Genomic DNA, 20740 nt, shown 5'->3' on the forward strand with positions numbered 1-20740 from the left:
AATCAGGCCTCGTCCGGGCCGCCCGGCTTCAGCAGGCGGTCGTGCCCGAAGCTGCACGAGAAGGTCGAACCCTGGCCCGGCTCGCTCTGGATCTCCAGCCGCGCCTGGTGCAGGTTCAGCACGTGCTTGACGATGGACAGCCCCAGGCCGGTGCCGCCGCTGTCGCGCGAGCGGCTGGAGGAGACGCGGTAGAAGCGCTCGGTGAGGCGGGCCAGGTGGGCGGCGGGGATGCCGAAGCCGGTGTCGCTGACCGAGTAGACGGCGCCTTCCGGGGTGCGCTTCCAGCGGATCGTGATGCTGCCGCCGGTCGGCGTATAGCGCACGGCGTTGCTCATCAGGTTGGACAGCGCGCTGTGCAGGTCCTTGGCCGAGCCGAGCAGGTCGGCTTCGGCGCTGTTCTCCACGGTGATGTGGTGGCGGCCCTGGCTCAGTGCCTCGGCTTCCTTGCGCAGGGTGGCGAGCAGGGGCGACATCGGCACGCGCTCGTCGGTGACGTGGTCCTGGGTTTCCAGGCGCGACAGGGTCAGCAGGTCTTCCACGATCTGGCCCATGCGCTTGGACTGCGCGCGCATCTCGCCCAGCACCGGGGCCAGCTCGGGCACGTCTTCCGGGTCGATCAGTTCCAGATAGCCGTGGATCACCGTGAGCGGCGTGCGCAGCTCGTGCGATACGTTGGCGACGAAGTCGCGGCGGATCTGTTCCAGCCGGGTGAGGTGGCTGATGTCGCGCGCCAGCAACAGGCGCTGGCGACGGCCGAACGGCAGCAGGGTGACATTGATGTGCCGGTTCGGATGGCCCGGCGCGACCACGTCGTTGAGCGGCTCGTGCGCGCCGTCCTGCAGCCAGCCTGCCAGCTCGGTGGTGCCCAGGCGTTCGTGCAGGTGAATGCCGCGATCCTGCGGCCGGCGCAGGCCGAGCAGGTCTTCGGCGGCGTGATTGAACCAGCGCACGTGTTGCTCGTTGTCCAGCAGGACAACGGCATCCGGCAGGCTGCCGGCGGCGCTGCGCAGGTCACGCAGACTGGAGGCGATGCGACGGGAACGCGTCATGAAGCGGTCATGCTGCAAGGGGCTGATGGTGGGGTGCGGCGGCATGATGTGCCGTGTTTCATGACGGATTCGGGTCAGCAGGAAGACGGTTTCCGCCACAGCGACAAGCGCCACGCCAAGCGCCATGCGGCCTCCCGCCCAGGCACCGATAAGGCCGCCCAGCACCAGGCCGGCCGCGAGGGCGGCCGGCAGTTTCCACGAACGATAGAACGGCTCAGGCATGCAGTCGGGCCATGGTCGCCACAAGGCGAGCAAGCATATCGGCAAACGCCGCCGGCCCGGCAAACCGCCCGCGGGCGCTTAGACGCTGGCGGAGAAGCGGTAGCCAGCGCCGCGCACGGTCTGCACCATCTCGTCCAGCTTCCACGGCTCCAGCGTCTTGCGCAGGCGGCGGATGTGCACGTCGACGGTGCGCTCCTCCACGTACACGCTGCCGCCCCATACGTGATCGAGCAGCTGTGCGCGCGAGTACACGCGCTCCGGATGGGTCATGAAGAAATACAGCAGGCGATATTCGGTCGGGCCGATCGGCACCGAGTCCTCGCCGGCGAACACGCGATGGGCCGGGCCGTCGATGCGCAGGCCGCCCAGTTCCACCATGCCCGAACCGTCGTCGCCCTGGCTGCGGCGCAGGACCGCCTTGATGCGGGCGATCAGTTCGCGGGTGGAGAAGGGCTTGACCACGTAGTCGTCCACGCCGGCTTCCAGCCCGTTGACCCGGTCCATCTCCTCGCCGCGGGCGGTGAGCATGATGATCGGGACTTCGCGGCTGAGTTCTTCCTTGCGCAGGCGGCGCGCCAGTTCCAGGCCGCTGGTGCCTGGCAGCATCCAGTCCAGCAGGATCAGGTCGGGTACCTGCTCGGCGATGGCGATCTGAGCGGCTCGTGCATCGGCGGCGTGGACCGCGTCCATGCCGGCCTTGCGCAGGGCAAAGGCGACCATGTCGCGGATCGAGGCTTCGTCTTCGACGATAAGAATGCGCTTGTGCACGCTATGGGTCCGCTTGGGGGCCTGTGACGCAAATATTGCAACGATTCAATGTTACGCCCCGATGACATTTCACGAAGGCGCAACGAAATCGTCGATTTGCGGGCGTGACAGCGGCGTGCAGGAAGGGCCGGACAGGGGCTCAGCGGCCCGCGCCGAAGCACAGGCGGCCGGCGCAGGAGGCGTTCGGCTGCTGCAGCTGCTGGGTGCGGCCGTCCGGGTTGTCCTCGGTCTGCAGGCGGCGCTTGCGCAACTCCATCACCAGCGGGGTGAGGTCGGCGATGCGGGCCTGGATGCGGGCGCGGGCGTAGTAGTCGAGGTCGGGGCGCTTGAGCAGGCGCTTGAGCTGTTCCATCGCGTCGAACGGGCGGCCGGACAGATAGCTGGCGTCGGCATAGGCTTCGCCCGCGCGCACCGTTTCGCCGGCTTTTTCGCTGGCGCGGGCGTAGCTGCGGTAGAGCTCCGGCTCGTCCGCGTTGTCCAGCATCGGGCGCAGCATGTCGGCGGCCTGCACGGCTTCTTCCTTGCTGCCACCTTCGGTGAGCGCATGGGCATAGCCCAGCGCGATCGCGCGATTGCGTGGCGACTGGCCGTTGAGCGAGGCGTACATGCCCAGCGCCGCGCCGCGCTGGCCGGACTGCAGCTTCGCATCGGCCATGGCCAGCTGCAGGATCTGGTTGTCCGGATGGTTCTTCAGCAGCGGCTGCAGTTCGTCCACCGCCTTGGCGCCACGGCCGCTGCGGGTGAGCGCGAGGGCGTAGCCGTAGCGATTGGCCGGCGTGTCGAACTCCGGATGCTTGGCCAGGTTGGAGGCGTAGTAGGTGCTCAGCTGCAATGCGTCGGCGGACAGCACGCGCACGCGCTCGCGCATCAGCGCGTAAGTCTCCACGCTGCCCTTGCCGCCCTGGGCGGCGGCGAGCACGGTGGGGTCCTTCACGTAGGGGATCGGCGCGGTGCTCTTTTCCCACTGCGTCTTGGTCAATGTCGGTGCGTTAGGGCGCAGTTTCTGCTGCGCGGCCAGGGCGTCGGCGCGCGACTTGGCGTCGCTGATGCGCGACAGCGTCACCGGATGCGTCTGCAGCAGTTCCGGTACGTCGCGGTCGCCGCCCGCGCCGGCGCGCAGGGTGTCCTGCATGCGCTCGAAGAATGCGGCCATCGCGTTCGGATCGTAGCCGGCGTTCGACAGTGTCTGGATGCCGGCGCGGTCGGCCTCGACCTCGTCCTTGCGGGTGAAGTTGATCTGCCGCTGCAGCATCAGGCCCTGGCCGCCCATCAGCACCGCGCCGGCGGCGTCGCCGGCATGCGCACCGGCGCCGGCGGCGATCGCGCCGAGCAGCACCAGGGCCATCAGCGGCGCATCCTTTTTCGATGCCTCGAATGCGCGCTGCAGGTGGTTCTGCGTGATGTGGCCGATCTCGTGCGCGATCACGCCGGCCAGTTCGCTCTCGCTGTTGGTGATGTCGATCAGGCCCGAGTTCACCGCGATATAGCCGCCCGGCGCGGCAAAGGCGTTGATCACGTCTTCCTTCACGATGAAGAAGGAGAAGTGGTCCTTGGGCTTGTCGCTGGCGGCGACCAGACGGTAGCCGAGGTCGTTGATGTAGTCGTCGAGCATGGCGTCGTCGACCACCATGTCCATCGAGCGCATCTGGCGCAGCATGGCGGCGCCGTATTCCTGCGCTTCCTGCGGGGAGACCAGGGCGTTGGCGGAGCTGCCCAGGTCCGGCAGGCGCACGCTGGTGTCCTGGGCGGCGGCGCCGAAGGCGACGATGGCGCAGGCCAGGGCGGCGGCGAGCCGGGTGCGGAAGAGGCGGGGAGCGGGACGTGGTGCCATGCGCATAGGTGAGTGACAATATCACTTGTGACCGCGTCCCAATGAGTCCGGTTCACCGCCCCCTGCGCCTTGTTTTTGCGGGTCGCGACCCCCAGCTAGGCCGCCATTGCCGTTTCCTTTCCGGAGTCCGTCGTGCCCAAGATCGAGGTCTATTCGACCGGTTATTGCCCTTACTGCGTATCCGCCAAGAATTTGCTGAAATCCAAGGGACTGGAGTGGACCGAGGTGATGGTCGACACCGACCCGGCGCGCCGCGACGAAATGCTCCAGCGCAGCGGCGGCCGCCGCACGGTGCCGCAGATTTTCATCAACGACCAGCACGTGGGCGGCTTCGACGACCTGGTCGCGGCCGATCGCAGCGGCAAGCTGGCCGAGCTGCTGGGAGGCGCCGCATGAGCGCCCAGGACGAGAGCAAGGGCAAGGACCGCGTCGCCGAGTTCACCGCGTTCCGCCAGCGCATGAACGAGCGCATCCTGGGCGAGGACAACCAGGTCGTGCGCCGCTTCTTCGCGCTGGACACGCAGACCTACAAGCCCGGCGCCCTGGACGTGAAGACCAAGGAACTGCTGGGCCTGGTCGCCTCGATGGTGCTGCGCTGCGACGACTGCATCAGCTACCACGTCGCCCAGTGCAAGGAAGCCGGCGTGACCCGCGAGGAGTTCTTCGAGACCTTCAGCGTCGGCCTGGTGGTGGGCGGTTCGATCGTGATCCCGCACCTGCGCCGCGCCGTGGACTTCCTGGACCAGCTGGAAGCCGGCGCGTCCGGCAGCGGCGACGCCTGCGCCGACCACGCCTGAGCCTGCCCCGGGGCCGGCCCCGCGCCGGACCCGTCCATGCGAGTTTGCGAAATGCTCCGTGCGAGGATTTGCAACGCACGCAGGGGCGCCTGCACTGGCCGCCCCTGCGAGCATCGGGGATAATCGGAAAGATTTTTCGGCCGGCCTTCCCCCGCCGCGCCGTCCGATTTTCTTTCCTCCAAGGAGTTCCCCATGAGCAAGACCATCGCCGTAATCCCGGGTGACGGCATCGGCCCGGAGATCATGAAGGCGACGCTGCGCGTGCTCGACGCCCTGGACTGCGGCCTGTCCTACGAGTTCGTCGACGCCGGCATGGTGGCGCTGGAGAAGCACGGCGACCTGCTGCCCAAGGACACGCTGGACGCCATCGCCAGGCACACGATCGCCCTGAAGGGCCCGCTGACCACGCCGATCGGCGGCGGTTTCACCTCGATCAACGTCACCCTGCGCCGCCACTTCGACCTGTACGCCAACGTGCGTCCGGCGATCAGCTTCCCCGGCACCAAGGCGCGCTTCGAGAACATCGACATCATCACGGTGCGCGAGAACACCGAGGGCGCCTACCTGTCCGAAGGCCAGACCCTGTCCGAGGACGGCGAGGTCGCCACCTCGATGGTGCGCAACACCCGCAAGGGCAGCACCCGCATCGTCAAGTACGCCTTCGAGATGGCGCGCCAGAAGGGCCGCAAGAAGATCACGGCGGTGCACAAGGCCAACATCATGAAGACCAGCTCGGGCCTGTTCCTCAACGTCGCCCGCGAGGTGGCCAAGGAATATCCCGACATCGAGTTCAACGAGATGATCGTGGACAACACCTGCATGCAGCTGGTGATGAAGCCCGAGCAGTTCGACGTGATCGTCACCACCAACCTGTTCGGCGACATCCTGTCGGACCTGTGCGCCGGCCTGGTCGGCGGCCTGGGCCTGGCTCCGGGCGACAACATCGGCGCCGGCGCGGCGATCTTCGAGGCGGTGCATGGTTCGGCGCCGGACATCGCCGGCAAGGGCATCGCCAATCCCTGCGCGCTGCTGCTGGCCGCGGCGGACATGCTCGACCACCTGGGCATGGCCGACAAGGGCAACAAGGTGCGCGCGGCGATCCGCGACACCCTCACCAACGACCGCGACGCGGTCACCCCGGACCTGGGCGGCAAGGGCAATACCGACAGCTTCGGCGATGCGATCGTCAAGCGCGTCAAGGCGGCCTGAGTTTTCCTTGCGCTCCACGAAAAAGCCGCGGCATGTGCCGCGGCTTTTTTCTTTGCCGTCATTCCGGCCTGCGCCGGAATGACGAGCTTTTGGATGCCGCGATGATCAGGAATCAGCCGAACATCCCCGGCTGGTAATCCCCGCCCGGCGTATGCGCCGCCAGGTTGATGCGGTTCCAGCTGTTGATCAGCGTCACCAGCAGGGTCAGGTCGACCAGCTCCTTCTCGTTGAAGACCTTGCTGGTCTCCTGATACAGCGCATCCGGCACCGCATCGCCGGGCACCAGGCGGGTCAGCGCCTCGGCCCAGGCGAAGGCGGCGCGTTCGCGCTCGCTGTAGCACGAGGCCTCGCGCCAGCCGGCCAGCAGGAACAGACGCTGTTCGGATTCGCCGGCCGCGCGCGCGTCCTTGCTGTGCATGTCCAGGCAATAGCAGCAGCCGTTGATCAGCGAGACGCGCATCAGCACCAGCTCGATCAGCGCCGGCTCCAGGCCGCCGGACTTGAGGTTCTTGCTCAGCGTGAACAGCGGCTGCAGGGTCTTGAAGTGGTTGGCGATGTTGAAGCGGGACATGGCGGTTTCCTTGAGATGGAACGGCCGCGGTGGCCGCTCTTCAATGCAAGGACGCGGAGGCCGCGCGTTTCGTGACCGCTTCCAGGCGAGCGAGTTTTTCCGGGTGGCGGATCGAGTGGATCGCGGTGATGCGGTCCTGCTCGCATTCCACCCACAGCGCCGAGGTGAGTCGTCCGTCGGTCCAGATCAACAGCGCCGGCGCGCCATTGAGTTCGCTCAGCTGGCGCACCGTTTCGGGGCCGGAAGTATGCAGCGCGATCTGCCGATACAGCCGCGCGAGGCGGTCCTGGCCATAGAGCGGACGCAGCACGGCGCGCACCACGCCGCCGCCGTCGGAGATGTGCACGGCGTCCTCGGCGAACAGTGCGCGCAGCGAGGTCAGGTCCGGTCGCTCCATCGCAGTGAGAAACCGTTGCAGCATGCGCTGCTGCATCGAGTGGTCGACGCTGAAGCGCGGACGCCCTTCGCGCAGCCGTGTTTTCGCGCGATGCACGCGCTGGCGGCAGGCGTCCTCGGCGATGCCCAGGATCGCGGCGGCCTCGGCATGGCTGTAGTCGAACACCTCCTTCAGCAGGAAGGCGGCGCGCTCCTCGGGGCTGAGCCGTTCGAGCAGCAGCAGGAAGGACAGGCTCAGGGTCTCGGCGCGTTCGAGCTGGTCCGAGGGCGCTTCGTCGACCGGTTCCAGCGGTTCGGGCAGCCAGGGGCCGGTGTAGTGCTCGCGCTCGGTCTTGGCGCGGCGCAGGCGGTCCAGGGCGAGGCGGGTGGTCACGGTGACCAGCCAGGCTTCCGGGTCGTCCAGGCGGGAGACGTCCTGCTCGTGCCAGCGCAGCCAGGCGTCGTGCAATACGTCCTCGGCGTCGGCGGGACGGCCGAGCATGCGGTAGGCCAGGCCGAACAGGCGTTGGCGGTGCTGCTGGAACAAGGCGGTCTGGGCGTCCATGGCGGCTCCTGGGCCTGGGGGTCAATGCCAGGACGCGCGAGGCGGCCCCGATGTGACAGCCTCAGCGGAAGAACGGGTAGGGCGCCAGGAACACCAGCCAGATCATCAGCACGATGCCGATGTACTTGAGCACCCGGAACGCCTTGGGATGGCGCTTCTTGAAGGCCCTGCTGCGTTCGCGCGAGCGCTGGTTGAGCGCGAACATGCGATTGACGAAGCCGGTTTTCTCTTCGGGCGATTCGGTGTTCGGCGAGGCGGTGATCTTGCCCATGAAGGCGCCGACGCGGCGGTTGAGCGCGGTCATCAGGCGCGTGCGCAGCGGGCGCTCGACGTCGGCGAACAGGATCACCCGGGTCTGGTCGGTGCGGTTCTCGGCCCAGTGCACATAGGTCTCGTCGAACACCACGTCCTTGCCGTCGCCCCAGGCGTGGATCTCGCCGTCGACGAAGATGCGGCAGTCCTCGGAGTTGGGGGTGATCAGCCCCAGGTGATAGCGCAGCGAACCGGCGAACGGATCGCGGTGCGGATTGAGCCTGCTGCCCGGCGGCAGCAGGGCGAACATCGCCGCCTTCACGCTGGGGATGGCGTTGAGCAGCTTCACCGTCTCCGGGCACAGCGCCTCGGCCGACGCCAGCGGCTCGCCGTACCACTTGAGATAGAAGCGCTTCCAGCCCTGCTTGAAGAAGCTGTTGAAGCTGGCGTCGTTGTGCTTCTCCGCCGCGCGGATAAAGCCTTCGTCGAACAGGTGCATGGCCTCCTCGCGGATGACCTGCCAGTTCGCCTGCAGCAGGTCCAGCTGGGGGAAGCCGCGGCGATCGAGGATCGGCCGCGCCGGCACCGCCGAGAAGGTGTACATCAGCAGGTTGTACGGGGCGAAGATCGCCGAATGGTCGACCAGCTGCCGGTCGAAGCGCAGCCGCGAGCGGCCACGCAGGTGCACGGCGAGCACGCATAGCGCGAACACGACGAAGATGAGCAGCAGGATCAGGCGCGGGGCGAGGATCATGTCGTAGGCGGCGGAAACGGGAAGACCAGCCGTCATTCTACTCCCAAGGCCGCCATGGCCCCCGCGCCTTCAGTGCCGCAGCACGCGCACCTCGCCCTTGCCCGGGCGGTAGCCCCTGGCCAGCGCGCGCTGCACATAGGCCACCGCCTGGCGCACGGCGGCACGGGGCGGCTTGCCCTTGGCCAGCTCCGCGGCAATCGCCGAGGCCAGCGTGCAGCCGGTGCCATGGCCTTCCACACGCAGGCGCGGGTGGCGCAGTTCCAGCACGCCGTCGGCGTCGTAAAAACGGTCGACCACTTCGCCGCCGCGGGCGTGGCCGCCCTTGAGCAGCACGGCATCGGCGCCCAGCGCGCGCAGGGCGACACCGGCGCGGTCGTAGTCGCGGGCCGTGCGGATCGGATGGCCGAGCAGCGCTTCGGCTTCGGGGAGATTCGGCGTGAGCACGTCGGCGAGCGGGATCAGCTCATGCACCATGGCGCGGACCGCGCCCTCGGTCAGCAGGCGCGCGCCGCTGGTGGCGATCATCACCGGATCGACCACCAGCCATGCCGGCTGGCGCCGGCGCAGCTCGTGCGCGACCAGCCGCACGATCGCCGCATTGCCGAGCATGCCGGTCTTCACCGCGCCGATGGCGAAGTCGTCGAACACCGCCTCGAGCTGGCTGCCGATATGCGCCAGCGGCACCGGATGCACGGCAGTGACGCCGCGGGTGTTCTGCGAGGTGATCGCCGCGATGGCCGATAGCCCATGCACGCCGCGCGCATGAAAGGCTTTGAGGTCAGCCTGGATACCCGCGCCGCCGCCGGAATCGGAGCCGGCGATGGTGAGGGCGATGGGTGGGGTAAGAGAGGACACGTCGATTCTTCTTGCTCGTCATTCCGGCGCAGGCCGGAATCCAGTTACAGCAACGCCGGATAAAGGTCGCGCCATTCGGGGTTTTCGCCTTCGATCAGGCGCAACTTCCACTGCCGCCTCCAGCTCTTCAGCGCCTTCTCGCGGAGGATTGCCGACTCCATGGTCTCGTGCAGTTCGTACCACACGAGATCATGGACGTCGTATTGCTTGGAGAAGCCGTCGATCACGCCATGTTTATGCTGCCACACGCGCTTCAGGAGGTCGCTGGTCACGCCGATGTACAGGATGCCGTTGTGCCCGCTGGAAAGCATGTAGACGCAAGGTTGTCGCCGGTCCATGGCGTGTCTCTACTGGATGACTCGCTTCGCTCGCCCCTTCGGGGCCACCCTACGGGTGTTCTTCGCGCTGCGCGCTCGTCCGGCCTACGCCGGAATGACGGCTAAAGGAGCCCCAATTTTACAAGGCCTCCGAAGCGAAATCCGCCAACCTCGACCGCTCGCCGCGCCGCAGCGTGATGTGCGCCGAATGTTCCCACCCCTTGAAGCGATCCACCGCATAGGTCAGGCCGGAGGTCGTCTCGGTGAGGTAGGGCGTGTCGATCTGCTCCACGTTGCCCAGGCAGACGATCTTGGTGCCGGGGCCGGCGCGGGTGATCAGGGTCTTCATCTGCTTGGGCGTGAGGTTCTGCGCCTCGTCGATGATCAGGTAGCGCGACAGGAAGGTGCGGCCGCGCATGAAGTTCAGCGAGCGGATCTTGATGCGCGAGGCGAGCAGGTCGTTGGTGGCCTGGCGGCCCCAGCTGCCGCCTTCCTCCGGGTTGGCGAGCACTTCGAGGTTGTCGGTGAGCGCGCCCATCCACGGCGTCATTTTTTCCTCCTCGGTGCCTGGCAGGAAGCCGATGTCCTCGCCGACCGAGACCGTGGCGCGGGTCATGATGATCTCGCGGTAGCGTTGCTGGTCCATCACCTGGGCCAGGCCTGCCGCGAGCGCGAGCAGGGTCTTGCCGGTGCCGGCAGTGCCGAGCAGGGTGACGAAGTCGACGTCCGGATCCATCAGCACGTTGAGCGCGAAGTTCTGCTCGCGGTTGCGCGCGGCGATGCCCCATACCGCATGGTTGGCATGGCTATGGTCGTCCAGCAGCACCAGGGTGGCTTCTTCCTCGTCGACGTGCAGCACGCGCAGCTCGACGCTGTTGTCGCCCGGCAGGAACAGGCACTGGTTCGGATGCCAGTCCTCGTCGTCGCGGCGCTTGACCTTGTAGAAGGTGCGGCCGCGTTCGTTCCACGACTGCACTTCCGGGTGGCGGTCCCAGAACTCCTCGGTCAGCTCGGTCGAGCCGGTGTAGAGCAGGGCGAAGTCGTCGAGCGCGCGGTCGTTCTCGTAGTCCTCCGCATCGATGCCATAGATCTTGGCCTTGATGCGCAGGTTGATGTCCTTGCTGACCAGGATCACCGCGCGGTCGGGATTCTGGTCGCGCAGCTCGATTACCGCCGCCAGGATCAGGTTGTCGGCCTTGCCGTGGCCGTTGGTGGCGCGCTGCTGGAAATACAGCCGGCCCACCGTGTTGTTGCGCTTGAGCTTGATGCCCTGCGGGCTGCTCAGTTCCAGGCCGTTGCTGATGCCGTGGCCGTTGCCGCGTTCGATCAGTTCGTTGAGGAAGCGGCTGACCTGGCGGCCGTTGCGCGAGACTTCCGAGGCGCCTTTCTTCTTTTCGTCCAGCTCCTCCAGCACTGTCATGGGGATGAACACGTCATGCTCCTCGAAGCGGAACAGCGACGTGGGATCGTGCAGCAGAACATTGGTATCGAGAGCGTAAATGCGCTTGCTTCCGGTCATACGGAAGTTGCCTCGCTGGCTTGCTGGTTGAGAAAACGCGGCATGGAACCCGGCATGCGGGATGCCGTGGGAATCCGGCCCGCCGGGCCGGAAAAAGCGCGTGCGGCCCGCCGGCGCGGCGAGCGCGGACGGGACGCGACGGATAGGTCGGAAGGGTTCACTTGGCGGGGATGGCGTCGAGCACGGCCTGGGCGTGCCCCGGTACTTTCACGTTGCGCCATTCCTGGACCAGCCTGCCTTCGGGGTCGATGAGGAAGCTACTTCGTACGACACCCATGTGACGTTTTCCGTACAGCACCTTCTCGTGGATCACGTCGAAGGCCTGGCACCAGGTTTCCTCGGGGTCGGAAACCAGTGGGAATGGCAGCTCCTGCCTGGCGGCGAAATTGGCGTGGGATTTCACCGAATCGCGCGAGACGCCCAGCACCTGCGCGTTGCGCTTGCGGAACTTCGGGTAGAGGTCGCGGAAATCCTTGGCCTCGTTGGTGCAGCCGGGCGTGCTGTCCTTGGGATAGAAATACACCACTACCCATTGGCCCTTGAGGCTGTCGAGTTTCAGCTCGCCGCCGTCGCCGAGCGCGCCCTTGAGCTTGGGAATCTTTTTGCCGAGATCTGGCATGACTGCTCCTGCGAAGCCGCGGACGGGCTCCGTCTTGTGGTTGTCGTGGGGGAGGCAGGCTGGCGGCCGGTGGTCGGCACGGAGTGGAAGGCGGCGCGTCGTGCGATGGTGCTCGCTCGATGTGCGGACTGCATGCGCGCCGGCCCTCCGGTATTGCCTCTTCGGGGCCAAGACTAGCGCGCCTGCGGCGGCGGATGACAGCCCTTGCCAACGGCGGCGTGGCGGGGGCATGCTGGCTCTCCCGCGCCAAAGGGCCCGAACGAAGTTTCCGGCGGCCCGACCCTTCAGACCTTCTTAGAACTTCACCGGATCCATGATGGCATCCAGGTTGAGTCCGTCGCAGAACTCCAGGAAGTCGTCGCGCAGCGCGGCGATGTGGGTGTCGGCGGGAATGCCCACGGTGATCTGCGCCTGGAACATCGGCGCGCCGGTCTGCATGGCCTGGTAGCGCATCGAGTGCAGCTGCTCCACCGCGATGCCGTGGCGGTCGAAGAAATCGATGATGCGCACCAGGATGCCGGGCCGGTCGGCCGAGATCACTTCCACCAGGTAGGGCAGCAGGCGCGAGGCCTGGGCGCGCGTGTCGGTGCGGTAGTGCACCAGGTGCACGTCTTCCTCGCGCGCGAACTTGGCCAGGGCGGACTCCAGCTTGGCCACCGCGTCCCACGAACCGGTCGCCAGCAGGGTCAGCGAGGTGTCCACGCCGATGCTGGACACGCGCGCATCGGCCAGATTGCAGCCGGCATCGGCGATACGGCGGGCCAGGTTGAGCAGGGGGCTGCGCTGCGCCGGGGTCAGCGCCTGGATCAGCAATTGGTGGTCGTTGCCGGTACGCGAGGAACGGTTCAAGGATGTCGGCCTGTGGCGAGGACCCGCGCAGCGCGGGACGGCGGCGCAAGGCCCGGCGAGCTTACTTGTCGCCCCTCCGAGGTCGCAAGTAACATGCAGGGCTTGGCTTCTGGCCGGAGTGTGTCTTGAAGATTGGTGGAAGTATCTGCGCCCTGGCGACCCCGTTCACCTCGGACGGCGCGCTGGACCTGGACGCCTTCGGGCGGCTGCTGGACTACCAGGTCGCCGGCGGGACGCAGGCAGTGGTGGTCGCCGGCTCCACCGGCGAAGCCCACATGCTCGAGCACGACGAATACGAGACCCTGCTGAGCTTCGCGGTCAAACGCATCGCCGGGCGCATCCCGGTGCTCGCCGGCACCGGCGAAGCGGGCACGGCCAGGACCGTGGCGCTGACCCGCCGCGCGCGCGAGCTGGGCGCCGACGCCGCGCTGGTGGTGGCGCCGTTCTACGTGCGGCCCACGCAGGAAGGCCTGCGCCGCCATTTCCTCGAGGTCGCCGAGCATGGCGGCCTGCCCGTGCTGCTCTACAACGTGCCCGGCCGCACCGCTTGCGACCTGCTGCCGGAGACTGTCGCGGCGCTGCGCGAGCATCCGGCCATCGTCGGCATCAAGGAAGCGGTGGGCAGCGACGAGCGCATCCGCGCCCTCGCGGAACTTGCGCGCGCGGATTTCGTCTACCTGTCCGGTGACGACCCGACCGCCGGCAAGGCCATGCTGGCCGGCGCGGCCGGCACCATCTCGGTAGTCGCCAACCTGGCGCCCAAGGCCTTCCGCGAGCTGTGCGACGCGGCGACCTCGGGCGACGCGGCGGCCACCACGCGTTGCGACGATGTACTCGCTCCGCTGGTTCAGGCGTTGAACTGCGCACCCAACCCGATCGCCGTGAAGGCCGGCCTGCCGGCGCTGGGGCTGGGTTCGGCGGCGCCGCGCCTGCCCCTGGTCGAACTGCAGGACGGCCCGGAGCGGACGCGCATCGCCGAAGCGCTGGCGGCTCTGGCATCCTTGGCAAACGCGGCCTGATGGCCGCCCGATCTCTCAACGGAACTCCAATTCAATGAAGAAATCCCCGCTCCTCGTCGCCATGCCGGCCCTGGCCCTGTCCGCCTTGCTGCTCTCCGGTTGCGGCATGTTCCGCTCGGAGAAGGCCTGGGAAGCCGCCAAGCAGGAAACGCCGCTGGAGATCCCGCCGGGCCTCGATACGCCGTCGACCAGCGCCGCCCTGGTGATCCCGGAGCAGGGCGCCAACAACCCGACCGCCAATGGCGCCACTGCGCGCGTGGGCAAGGGCGGCGGCGTGATCGCCGACGGCTTCGTGCTGTCCGACTCGGTCGACAACGCCTATCGCCGCGTCGGCCAGGCGCTGGAGCAGGGCGACATCGGCCAGGTGGTGAGCCACGACGATGCCGGCCATGCCTATACGCTGAGCGTGGTCGCCTCGGCCGCCCCGGCCAGCAAGCCGGGCTTCTTCCACCGCATCTTCGGCGGCGGCAAGAAGGACAGCTCCGCCGCCGCGCCGGGCGCCGCGCCGCACCAGGTGCAGGTGGTGGTCGGTCCGAGCGGCCAGAGCGCCAGCGAAGTCCGCGCACAGGGCGACGGCGCCGCCGTGGCCAAGGTGGTGGATACGCTGAAGGCGCGCCTGGGCGGGAATTGATCCCGCCCTTCGGCGACGCAGCCATGAAAAAAAGCCGCCCGATGGGCGGCTTTTTTTGTGTTCCGGGATATCGGAAAACTCGGATTCAGCGCTGCAGCTGATCCAGCTTGTTCGGCTTGTTCTCCCACTCTTTCGCGTCCGGCAGGCCGTCCTTGCGCTCGGTGATCACCGGCCAGGCCTTGGCCAGCTCCGCGTTGAGCGCCACGAAGGACTCCTGCCCGGCGGGCACGTCATCTTCCGGATAGATGGCATTGATCGGGCACTCCGGCTCGCACAGGGTGCAGTCGATGCACTCGTCCGGATCGATTGCCAGGAAATTGGGGCCTTCATGGAAGGCGTCGACCGGGCAGACTTCGACGCAGTCGGTGTACTTGCACTTGATGCAGTTGTCGGTGACGACAAAGGTCATGCGGTCGCAGGCCTGTATATGCCGGGAGGGCCTGTGCGGCCCGGAAGTGGCGCTCCCTACGAGGTTCGAACTCGTGTTCCCGCCTTGAGAGGGCGGTGTCCTAGGCCACTAGACGAAGGGAGCGAAAAGCACCGGAGCGCGCTAGTATAGCGAAATTGTTGCGGCCGGCAATGCCCTCCGTGACAGCTGTCGCATGCCCGAAGCCTTGCTGGCGCAGCCCCGGGTTCATCCCGGCTCGACCTCGGCGAAGGCCATGCGGCAACCCTTTCGCTGCAAGGATTCAAACCGCTTGAACTTGAAAGCAAGGAACGAGGCCACGCCGTCGCTGCGCATCATTCCGCGCGAGCAGCACGTGATATCGCGCAAGAACATCAGCAAGGCCGCGCTGCGCGTGCTGTACCGCCTCCACGAAGCCGGCTACGACGCCTTCCTGGTCGGGGGCGCCGTGCGCGACCTCCTGCTCGGCGGCCATCCCAAGGACTTCGACGTGGCCACCAATGCCACGCCGGAGGACGTCAAGAAGCTGTTCCGCAACTGCCGCCTGATCGGCCGCCGCTTCCGCCTGGCCCACGTGGTGTACGGGCCGGAGATCATCGAAGTGGCCACCTTCCGCGGCACTGGCGAGGACGACGGCAGCGAGGGTGGCGGCGACCGCCACATCGTCGACGGCCGCATCGTGCGCGACAACGTGTGGGGCAGCATCGAAGAGGACGCGCTGCGCCGCGACTTCCGCGTCAACGCGCTGTACTACGACATCAGCGACTTCTCCGTGCGCGACTACGTCGGCGGCATGCAGGACGTGGAGAACCGCGTGCTGCACCTGATCGGCGACCCGGTCACGCGCTATCGCGAAGACCCGGTGCGCATGCTGCGCGCGGTGCGCCTGGCGGCCAAGCTCAACTTCCGCATCGACGGCGCGGCGTTCGCGCCGTTCGAGGAACTGGGTCCGCTGCTGCTGGATGCCTCGCCGGCGCGCCTGTTCGACGAATCGCTCAAGCTGTTCCTGAGCGGGCATGGCCTGAAGAGCTTCCGCATGCTGGAGCAGAGCGGCTTGCTCAAGTTCATGTTCCCGGCCACCGCGCGTTCGCTCAAGCGCGGCGACGAAGCGCTGCGCCAGCTGATCGAGGAAGGCCTCGGCAGCACCGATGCGCGCGTGGCCGAAGGCAAGTCGGTGACTCCCGCGTTCCTGTTCGCGGTACTGCTGTGGGGCGAGGTGCGCGACCTGGCCCATGCCTGGATCGTCAAGGGCGTGGAGAGCGGGCAGGCCTGGGGGCGCGCGGTGGCGCACGTGGTGTCCGAGCAGTGCCAGCGCGTGGCGATCCCGCGCCGCTTCACCATCACCATGGAAGAGATCTGGGCGCTGCAGCCGCGCTTCGAGCAGGTGCAGCGCAAGCGCGTGTTCCGCCTGATGGCGCATCCGCGCTTCCGCGCCGCCTTCGACTTCCTGCTGCTGCGCGCCACCGAATCGCCGGCCGTGCGCGAGCTGGGCCAGTGGTGGCTGCATGCCCAGCAGCTGCCGCACGAGACCCTGGCCGCCGCGCTGTCCGGCAGCGGCGGCGATATACCGTCCGCCGGCGGCCCCGACCCCGCTCCGGCGAGCAAGCCGCGCAAGCGCCGCCGCCGCAAGCCGGGCGGCAAGTCCGGCGGCAAGTCAGGAGCGGCGTGACCGTCGCCTACGTGGCGCTGGGCAGCAACCTGGGCGATTCCCGGCGCTACCTCGGCGAAGCCATCGAGGCGATGGCGCGCCTGCCCTCGACCCGGGTGACGGCGCGCTCGCGCCTGTACCGCACGCCGCCGTGGGGCATGCTGGAGCAGCCGCCGTTCCTCAATGCCGCCGTCCGGCTGGATACCGGCCTGGCCGCCGGCGAACTGCTCGACGCCCTGCTCGCCATCGAGCGCGCCGCCGGCCGCACCCGCGAGGGCGAGCGCTGGGGACCGCGCACGCTGGACCTCGACCTGCTGCACATGGAAGGGGTGCGCATGGCCGACGCGCGCCTGACCCTGCCGCATCCGCGCATCGGCGAGCGCGCCTTCGTGCTGCTGCCGCTGGCGGATCTGGCGCCGGAGCTGGACCTGCCCGGCCAGGGCAAGGTCGCCGAACTGCTCGCCGCGCTCGATCACAGCGGCTGCGAAGCGCTGCCTTGAGCCTTTTGTGCAATGCGGCGGATAATCGCCGTCTCCCGTTCCGACGACGCTGCTGAAGGCATCCCCGTGTACGTCCAGAATGCCAGTGCCCCCGCCCGCAAGCCCGTGACCGTGCCCGGCCTGCGGGCGATGAAGGGGGAGGGGCGGCGCATCGTCGTGCTCACCGCCTATGACTACAGCTTTGCCTGGCAGCTGGAAACGGCCGGCGTCGATGTCGCCCTGGTCGGCGACTCGCTCGGCATGGTGGTGCAAGGGCATGCCAGCACCTTGCCGGTGACGCTGGATCACATGGTCTACCACACCGCCGCGGTGGCCCGCGGCCTGTCCGCCACCCTGCTGGTGAGCGACCTGCCGTTCATGAGCGACCGCGATGTGCCGCACATGCTCGACGCCGGCGCGCGCCTGGTGGGCGAGGGCGGTGCGGCGATGGTGAAGATCGAAGGCGCGGCGCCGCACATCCTCGACGGCATCCACGCGCTGGCCAGTCGCGCGATCCCGGTCTGCGCGCACCTGGGCCTCACCCCGCAGTCGGTGCACAAGTTCGGCGGCTTCCGCATCCAGGGCCGCGAACAGGAAGCCGCCGACCGCGTGGTGGCCGAGGCCAAGGCAGTGGAACAGGCCGGCGCCGACCTGCTGGTGCTGGAAGGCGTGCCCACCGCGCTGGGCGAGCGGGTGACCCGGGCCGTGGGCATCCCGGTGATCGGCATCGGCGCCGGCCCGCATTGCGACGGCCAGGTGCTGGTGCTGCAGGACATGCTGGGCATCACCCCGGGCAAGCGGCCCAAGTTCAGCAAGGATTTCCTGGCCGGACGCGATTCTGTGGCGGCTGCGCTGGCCGCTTATGCCGACGACGTGCGCAGCGGCGCTTTTCCAGCCCCCGAACACTGTTTCAGCTGAGACCCACCTCCATGCAGACTGTGCAAGACGCCGCGGCCCTGCGCGCCGTGATCCGCGGCTGGCGCTCCCAGGGCCAGACCGTGGGTTTCGTGCCGACCATGGGCAACCTTCACGCCGGCCATCACTCGCTGATCAAGCTGGCCCGTGCGCGCACCGACCGCGTGGTGGCGAGCGTGTTCGTCAATCCCACCCAGTTCGGCCCGAACGAGGATTTCGACCGCTATCCGCGCACCCTGGTGCAGGACCAGGCGGGGCTGGCCGACCAGCAGTGCGACCTGGTGTTCGCGCCGGATGTGGCGACGATGTATCCGTTCGGCCCGGCCGGCAGCGTGAGCCTGCACGTGCCGGAGGTGACCGACACCCTGGAAGGCGCGCACCGCCCCGGCCACTTCGACGGCGTCGCCACCGTGGTGTGCAAGCTGTTCAACCTGGTGCAGCCGGACGTGGCCGTGTTCGGCCAGAAGGACTACCAGCAGCTGAAGGTGATCGAGCGCATGGTGCGCGACCTGGCCCTGCCGGTGAAGGTGATGGGCGCGCCCACCCTGCGTGCCGACGACGGCCTGGCGCTCAGTTCCCGCAACCAGTACCTGTCGCCCGCCGAGCGCGAGCTGGCGCCGCAGATCTATGCCACCCTGCAGCAGATGCGCGAGCTGGTCGGCAAGGGCCACGCCGTCAAGGTGGTGGAGCAGGCCGCGGCCTCCAAGCTGGCCCGCACCGGTTTCGAGCCGGACTACGCCGTGATCCGCCGCGCTGAGGACCTGTCCGAGCCGGCCGAGGGCGAGCGCGAGGGCCTGGTGGCGCTGATCGCCGCCCGCCTGGGCAGCACCCGCCTGATCGACAACTTGCCCTTCGATTGACCGTCCCCATCTAGCGCGACATCCGGCCTCGTTGCGGCCGGATAGTCCGCGATCCGATAATTGCCCGCTACGCAGCCCTTTTTTGCTGGAAGTCATGCCATGAACCTGAACATGCTCAAGGCCAAGATCCACCGCGCGACGGTGACGCACGCCGAGCTGCACTACGAGGGCTCGATCGCGATCGACGGCGCGCTGCTCGATGCCTCCGGCATCCGCGAGTACGAGCAGATCCACGCGTGGAACATCAACAACGGCAAGCGCTTCGTCACCTATGCGCTGCGCGCGGAAGAAGGCTCCGGCATCATCTCGGTCAACGGCAGTGCGGCCCATCGCGCCCAGCCCGGCGACCTGGTGATCATCGCCGCGTTCGCCCAGCTGTCCGAGGCGGAGCTGGAGCAGTTCCAGCCGACCCTGGTCTACGTGGATGCCGACAATCACATCTCGCACACCAACCGCTCCATCCCCAAGCAGATGGCCGCGGCCTGAAGCGAAGCCGCCGGAAAAAGGCGGCGATCTGGCGCGTGGCGCGCTACTCAGGCGCCACGTGTTGGCTCTAAGATCGGGGTTCCCATTCCCCGCCAAGTACGAGCCCATGTCGCAGCAGCGCAGTCCGTCCTTCCTGGCAGCACACGTCGAACGTCTTTCGCGCACCCATCTGCGCGACCTGCTGCAGGACCAGGAGCGCGGCCAGCGCCTGCGCCATCGCGTCGGCCCGCTGCTGCTGGACCTCAGCCGGCAGAAGCTCGACCACGAAGCCTTGCAGGCGCTGGGCGAGCACGTCGAAGCCAGCGGCTGGCAGCGCGCCCGCGACGCCATGTTCGCAGGCGAGCCGATCAACACTTCCGAAGACCGCGCCGTGCTGCACACCGCGCTGCGCGGCGGCGCCTCGCACCTGCCGCCGATGGCGCCGCGCGAGGCGCGCCTGGAGATCGAGCGCACCCTGCAGCGGATCGAGGAACTGGTCCGCGCGATCGAGCGCGGCGACGCGGCCAGCATGGGCCTGCCATCCAAGATCACCGACGTCGTGAACATCGGCATCGGCGGTTCCGACCTCGGTCCGCGCCTGGCCGTGCGCGCGCTGTCGCCGTTCCATGTGCCGGAGCTGCGCAGCCATTTCCTCACCAATGTCGACGGCCAGGCCGCTTACGAGCTGATGCGCCAGCTCGATCCGCGCCGCACCCTGGTGATCGTGGTCTCCAAGACCTTCACCACCCAGGAAACCCTGCTCAACGGCAACGTGCTGCGCGACTGGATCCTGCGCTCCTACGACGGCGATGCGCGCGCCACCTCGAAGCATTTTCTCGCGGTCAGCGCCAACACCGCCGAGGCCGAGCGCTGGGGCGTGGCCACCTCGAACATCTATCCGATGTGGGACTTCGTCGGCGGCCGTTTCTCGCTGTGGTCGGCGGTGGGCCTGTCGCTGGCGCTGGCCATCGGCATGGAGCATTTCCGCGCGCTGCTGGCCGGCGCGGCGCAGGTCGACGATCACTTCCGCAGCAAGCCCTGGCAGCAAAACCTGCCGGTGCTGCTGAGCCTGGTCGAATACTGGAACCGCAATGCGCTGGGCCGCAGCAGCCGCGCGGTGGTGCCCTATGCCGACCTGATGGGCGACCTCACCTCGTACCTGCAGCAGCTGGAGATGGAAAGCCTGGGCAAGCAGGTCACGCCGCAGGGCGAGCCGGTGGCGCAGGCCACCTCGCCAGTGGTGTGGGGCAGCGTCGGCACCAATGCGCAGCATGCGTATTTCCAGTCGCTGCACCAGGGCACCGATACGGTGCCGCTCGAATTCATCGGCGTGGTGCGTCCCGCGCATCCGCTGCGCGCCAACCACGACGCGCTGCTGTCCAACCTGCTGGCGCAGGCCGCCGCGCTGGCGCTGGGCAAGACCTTCGAAGAAGCCCTGGCCGAGGCGAAGAGCGGCGACGAGCAGGCGCGCCGCGTGCTGGCCGCGCAGCGCACCTTCCCAGGCGACCGTCCGAGCACGGTGATCCTGCTCGACTCGCTCACGCCGGAAAGCCTGGGCGCGCTGATCGCGCTGTACGAGCACAAGGTGTTCATGCTCGGCCATCTGTGGAGCATCAACGCGTTCGACCAGTGGGGCGTGGAGCTGGGCAAGTCGATCGCCCGGCAGATCCTGCCGGCGCTGGAAGGCCAGACGGACGATCTCTCCTCGTTCGACACCGCCACGCGCGCCTTGCTCGACGAGATCGCCCAGCGCCGCGAAGGCTGA

23 protein-coding genes and 1 tRNA gene are annotated in these 20740 nt (G+C 68.0%); 11 read left to right on the plus strand and 13 right to left on the minus strand.

Going from position 1 to position 20740, the window contains the following annotated elements; all coding sequences use genetic code 11:
- Nucleotides 1–2: 2 nt before the first annotated feature.
- From phoR to BM172_RS07510, 3 genes are all read right to left on the minus strand, one after another.
- Nucleotides 3–1271, minus strand: a complete 1269-nt coding sequence (gene phoR, locus BM172_RS07500; RefSeq protein ID WP_026636247.1) for a phosphate regulon sensor histidine kinase PhoR — start codon at nt 1269–1271, stop codon at nt 3–5.
- 78 nt (nt 1272–1349) lie between these two features.
- Nucleotides 1350–2039: a phosphate regulon transcriptional regulator PhoB gene (gene phoB, locus BM172_RS07505; protein ID WP_026636248.1), complete on the minus strand. Its 690-nt coding sequence runs from the start codon at nt 2037–2039 to the stop codon at nt 1350–1352.
- Between the two features lie 139 nt (nt 2040–2178).
- On the minus strand, nt 2179–3876 hold the full coding sequence (locus BM172_RS07510; protein ID WP_051548933.1) for a M48 family metalloprotease: 1698 nt from the start codon (nt 3874–3876) through the stop codon (nt 2179–2181).
- 126 nt (nt 3877–4002) lie between these two features.
- Here BM172_RS07510 and grxC point away from each other — a divergent pair, with 126 nt between their 5' ends.
- From grxC to BM172_RS07525, 3 genes are all read left to right on the plus strand, one after another.
- The gene (gene grxC / locus BM172_RS07515; RefSeq protein ID WP_026636250.1) at nt 4003–4266 is read left to right on the plus strand and encodes a glutaredoxin 3; all 264 of its coding nucleotides are present in this window, start codon (nt 4003–4005) and stop codon (nt 4264–4266) included.
- A complete protein-coding gene (locus BM172_RS07520) occupies nt 4263–4667 on the plus strand; it encodes a carboxymuconolactone decarboxylase family protein (protein ID WP_026636251.1) in 405 nt (134 codons plus the stop codon). The genes grxC and BM172_RS07520 overlap by 4 nt, the downstream gene beginning before the upstream one ends.
- 192 nt (nt 4668–4859) lie before the next feature.
- The gene (locus tag BM172_RS07525; RefSeq protein ID WP_026636252.1) at nt 4860–5876 is read left to right on the plus strand and encodes an isocitrate dehydrogenase; all 1017 of its coding nucleotides are present in this window, start codon (nt 4860–4862) and stop codon (nt 5874–5876) included.
- A 112-nt stretch (nt 5877–5988) separates the two neighbouring features.
- Here the strand turns inward: BM172_RS07525 and BM172_RS07530 are convergent, their stop codons facing one another.
- From BM172_RS07530 to BM172_RS07565, 8 genes are all read right to left on the minus strand, one after another.
- Nucleotides 5989–6447, minus strand: a complete 459-nt coding sequence (locus tag BM172_RS07530; protein WP_026636253.1) for a carboxymuconolactone decarboxylase family protein — start codon at nt 6445–6447, stop codon at nt 5989–5991.
- 40 nt (nt 6448–6487) lie between these two features.
- Nucleotides 6488–7387: an RNA polymerase sigma factor SigJ gene (gene sigJ / locus BM172_RS07535; protein ID WP_026636254.1), complete on the minus strand. Its 900-nt coding sequence runs from the start codon at nt 7385–7387 to the stop codon at nt 6488–6490.
- Between the two features lie 61 nt (nt 7388–7448).
- Complete coding sequence (locus tag BM172_RS07540; RefSeq protein ID WP_428844759.1) at nt 7449–8375, minus strand: aspartyl/asparaginyl beta-hydroxylase domain-containing protein; 927 nt, start codon at nt 8373–8375, stop codon at nt 7449–7451.
- An 87-nt stretch (nt 8376–8462) separates the two neighbouring features.
- Nucleotides 8463–9248: a bifunctional hydroxymethylpyrimidine kinase/phosphomethylpyrimidine kinase gene (thiD, locus tag BM172_RS07545; RefSeq protein ID WP_026636256.1), complete on the minus strand. Its 786-nt coding sequence runs from the start codon at nt 9246–9248 to the stop codon at nt 8463–8465.
- Between the two features lie 44 nt (nt 9249–9292).
- The gene (locus BM172_RS07550; RefSeq protein WP_026636257.1) at nt 9293–9586 is read right to left on the minus strand and encodes a GIY-YIG nuclease family protein; all 294 of its coding nucleotides are present in this window, start codon (nt 9584–9586) and stop codon (nt 9293–9295) included.
- A gap of 118 nt (nt 9587–9704) precedes the next feature.
- Nucleotides 9705–11084, minus strand: a complete 1380-nt coding sequence (locus BM172_RS07555; protein WP_026636258.1) for a PhoH family protein — start codon at nt 11082–11084, stop codon at nt 9705–9707.
- Between the two features lie 157 nt (nt 11085–11241).
- On the minus strand, nt 11242–11703 hold the full coding sequence (locus BM172_RS07560; protein ID WP_026636259.1) for a peroxiredoxin: 462 nt from the start codon (nt 11701–11703) through the stop codon (nt 11242–11244).
- Between the two features lie 294 nt (nt 11704–11997).
- Nucleotides 11998–12552 (minus strand): glycine cleavage system transcriptional repressor, encoded by a 555-nt coding sequence (locus BM172_RS07565; protein ID WP_026636260.1) that lies wholly within the window; start codon nt 12550–12552, stop codon nt 11998–12000.
- 125 nt (nt 12553–12677) lie between these two features.
- On the opposite strand from BM172_RS07565, the gene dapA reads away from it, so the two are divergent.
- Nucleotides 12678–13571 (plus strand): 4-hydroxy-tetrahydrodipicolinate synthase, encoded by an 894-nt coding sequence (gene dapA / locus BM172_RS07570; protein ID WP_026636261.1) that lies wholly within the window; start codon nt 12678–12680, stop codon nt 13569–13571.
- 34 nt (nt 13572–13605) lie between these two features.
- A complete protein-coding gene (locus tag BM172_RS07575; RefSeq protein ID WP_026636262.1) occupies nt 13606–14202 on the plus strand; it encodes a hypothetical protein in 597 nt (198 codons plus the stop codon).
- 85 nt (nt 14203–14287) lie between these two features.
- On the opposite strand, the gene fdxA is transcribed toward BM172_RS07575, so the two are convergent.
- Together fdxA and BM172_RS07585 are read right to left on the minus strand one after the other, a co-directional pair.
- Nucleotides 14288–14611: a ferredoxin FdxA gene (gene fdxA, locus BM172_RS07580; RefSeq protein ID WP_026636263.1), complete on the minus strand. Its 324-nt coding sequence runs from the start codon at nt 14609–14611 to the stop codon at nt 14288–14290.
- Between the two features lie 47 nt (nt 14612–14658).
- Nucleotides 14659–14734, minus strand: a tRNA-Glu gene (locus BM172_RS07585).
- A gap of 166 nt (nt 14735–14900) precedes the next feature.
- Here BM172_RS07585 and pcnB point away from each other — a divergent pair.
- The 6 genes from pcnB to pgi all read left to right on the plus strand — a co-directional run bounded on the left by pcnB (nt 14901) and on the right by pgi (nt 20740).
- Nucleotides 14901–16277, plus strand: a complete 1377-nt coding sequence (gene pcnB / locus BM172_RS07590; protein ID WP_026636264.1) for a polynucleotide adenylyltransferase PcnB — start codon at nt 14901–14903, stop codon at nt 16275–16277.
- Nucleotides 16274–16756, plus strand: a complete 483-nt coding sequence (gene folK, locus BM172_RS07595; RefSeq protein ID WP_026636265.1) for a 2-amino-4-hydroxy-6-hydroxymethyldihydropteridine diphosphokinase — start codon at nt 16274–16276, stop codon at nt 16754–16756. The genes pcnB and folK overlap by 4 nt, the downstream gene beginning before the upstream one ends.
- 66 nt (nt 16757–16822) lie before the next feature.
- Nucleotides 16823–17653 carry a 3-methyl-2-oxobutanoate hydroxymethyltransferase gene (gene panB / locus BM172_RS07600; protein ID WP_026636266.1) on the plus strand — a complete coding sequence of 277 codons (831 nt, stop codon included), beginning with the start codon at nt 16823–16825 and terminating at the stop codon, nt 17651–17653.
- An 11-nt stretch (nt 17654–17664) separates the two neighbouring features.
- Nucleotides 17665–18510, plus strand: coding sequence for a pantoate--beta-alanine ligase (panC, locus tag BM172_RS07605; RefSeq protein ID WP_026636267.1), 846 nt, complete (start codon nt 17665–17667; stop codon nt 18508–18510).
- A 99-nt stretch (nt 18511–18609) separates the two neighbouring features.
- Entirely contained in the window at nt 18610–18996 is a 387-nt protein-coding gene (gene panD / locus BM172_RS07610; RefSeq protein ID WP_026636268.1) for an aspartate 1-decarboxylase, read from the plus strand.
- A 106-nt stretch (nt 18997–19102) separates the two neighbouring features.
- Nucleotides 19103–20740: a glucose-6-phosphate isomerase gene (pgi, locus tag BM172_RS07615; protein ID WP_026636269.1), complete on the plus strand. Its 1638-nt coding sequence runs from the start codon at nt 19103–19105 to the stop codon at nt 20738–20740.

Origin of the sequence: Dyella marensis (assembly GCF_900112865.1) — a bacterium.
GTDB lineage: Bacteria > Pseudomonadota > Gammaproteobacteria > Xanthomonadales > Rhodanobacteraceae > Dyella_D > Dyella_D marensis_A.

Bases quoted from the DNA above. Each gene is read 5' to 3' on its own strand.
- sigJ (WP_026636254.1), bottom strand. From the start codon at position 7,387: ATGGACGCCCAGACCGCCTTGTTCCAGCAGCACCGCCAACGCCTGTTC.
- BM172_RS07530 (WP_026636253.1), bottom strand. From the start codon at position 6,447: ATGTCCCGCTTCAACATCGCCAACCACTTCAAGACCCTGCAGCCGCTG.
- panC (WP_026636267.1), top strand. From the start codon at position 17,665: ATGCAGACTGTGCAAGACGCCGCGGCCCTGCGCGCCGTGATCCGCGGC.
- fdxA (WP_026636263.1), bottom strand. From the start codon at position 14,611: ATGACCTTTGTCGTCACCGACAACTGCATCAAGTGCAAGTACACCGAC.
- pgi (WP_026636269.1), top strand. From the start codon at position 19,103: ATGTCGCAGCAGCGCAGTCCGTCCTTCCTGGCAGCACACGTCGAACGT.
- BM172_RS07555 (WP_026636258.1), bottom strand. From the start codon at position 11,084: ATGACCGGAAGCAAGCGCATTTACGCTCTCGATACCAATGTTCTGCTG.
- BM172_RS07525 (WP_026636252.1), top strand. From the start codon at position 4,860: ATGAGCAAGACCATCGCCGTAATCCCGGGTGACGGCATCGGCCCGGAG.
- BM172_RS07520 (WP_026636251.1), top strand. From the start codon at position 4,263: ATGAGCGCCCAGGACGAGAGCAAGGGCAAGGACCGCGTCGCCGAGTTC.
- panD (WP_026636268.1), top strand. From the start codon at position 18,610: ATGAACCTGAACATGCTCAAGGCCAAGATCCACCGCGCGACGGTGACG.
- BM172_RS07560 (WP_026636259.1), bottom strand. From the start codon at position 11,703: ATGCCAGATCTCGGCAAAAAGATTCCCAAGCTCAAGGGCGCGCTCGGC.
- phoR (WP_026636247.1), bottom strand. From the start codon at position 1,271: ATGCCTGAGCCGTTCTATCGTTCGTGGAAACTGCCGGCCGCCCTCGCG.
- BM172_RS07550 (WP_026636257.1), bottom strand. From the start codon at position 9,586: ATGGACCGGCGACAACCTTGCGTCTACATGCTTTCCAGCGGGCACAAC.
- BM172_RS07575 (WP_026636262.1), top strand. From the start codon at position 13,606: ATGAAGAAATCCCCGCTCCTCGTCGCCATGCCGGCCCTGGCCCTGTCC.
- BM172_RS07510 (WP_051548933.1), bottom strand. From the start codon at position 3,876: ATGCGCATGGCACCACGTCCCGCTCCCCGCCTCTTCCGCACCCGGCTC.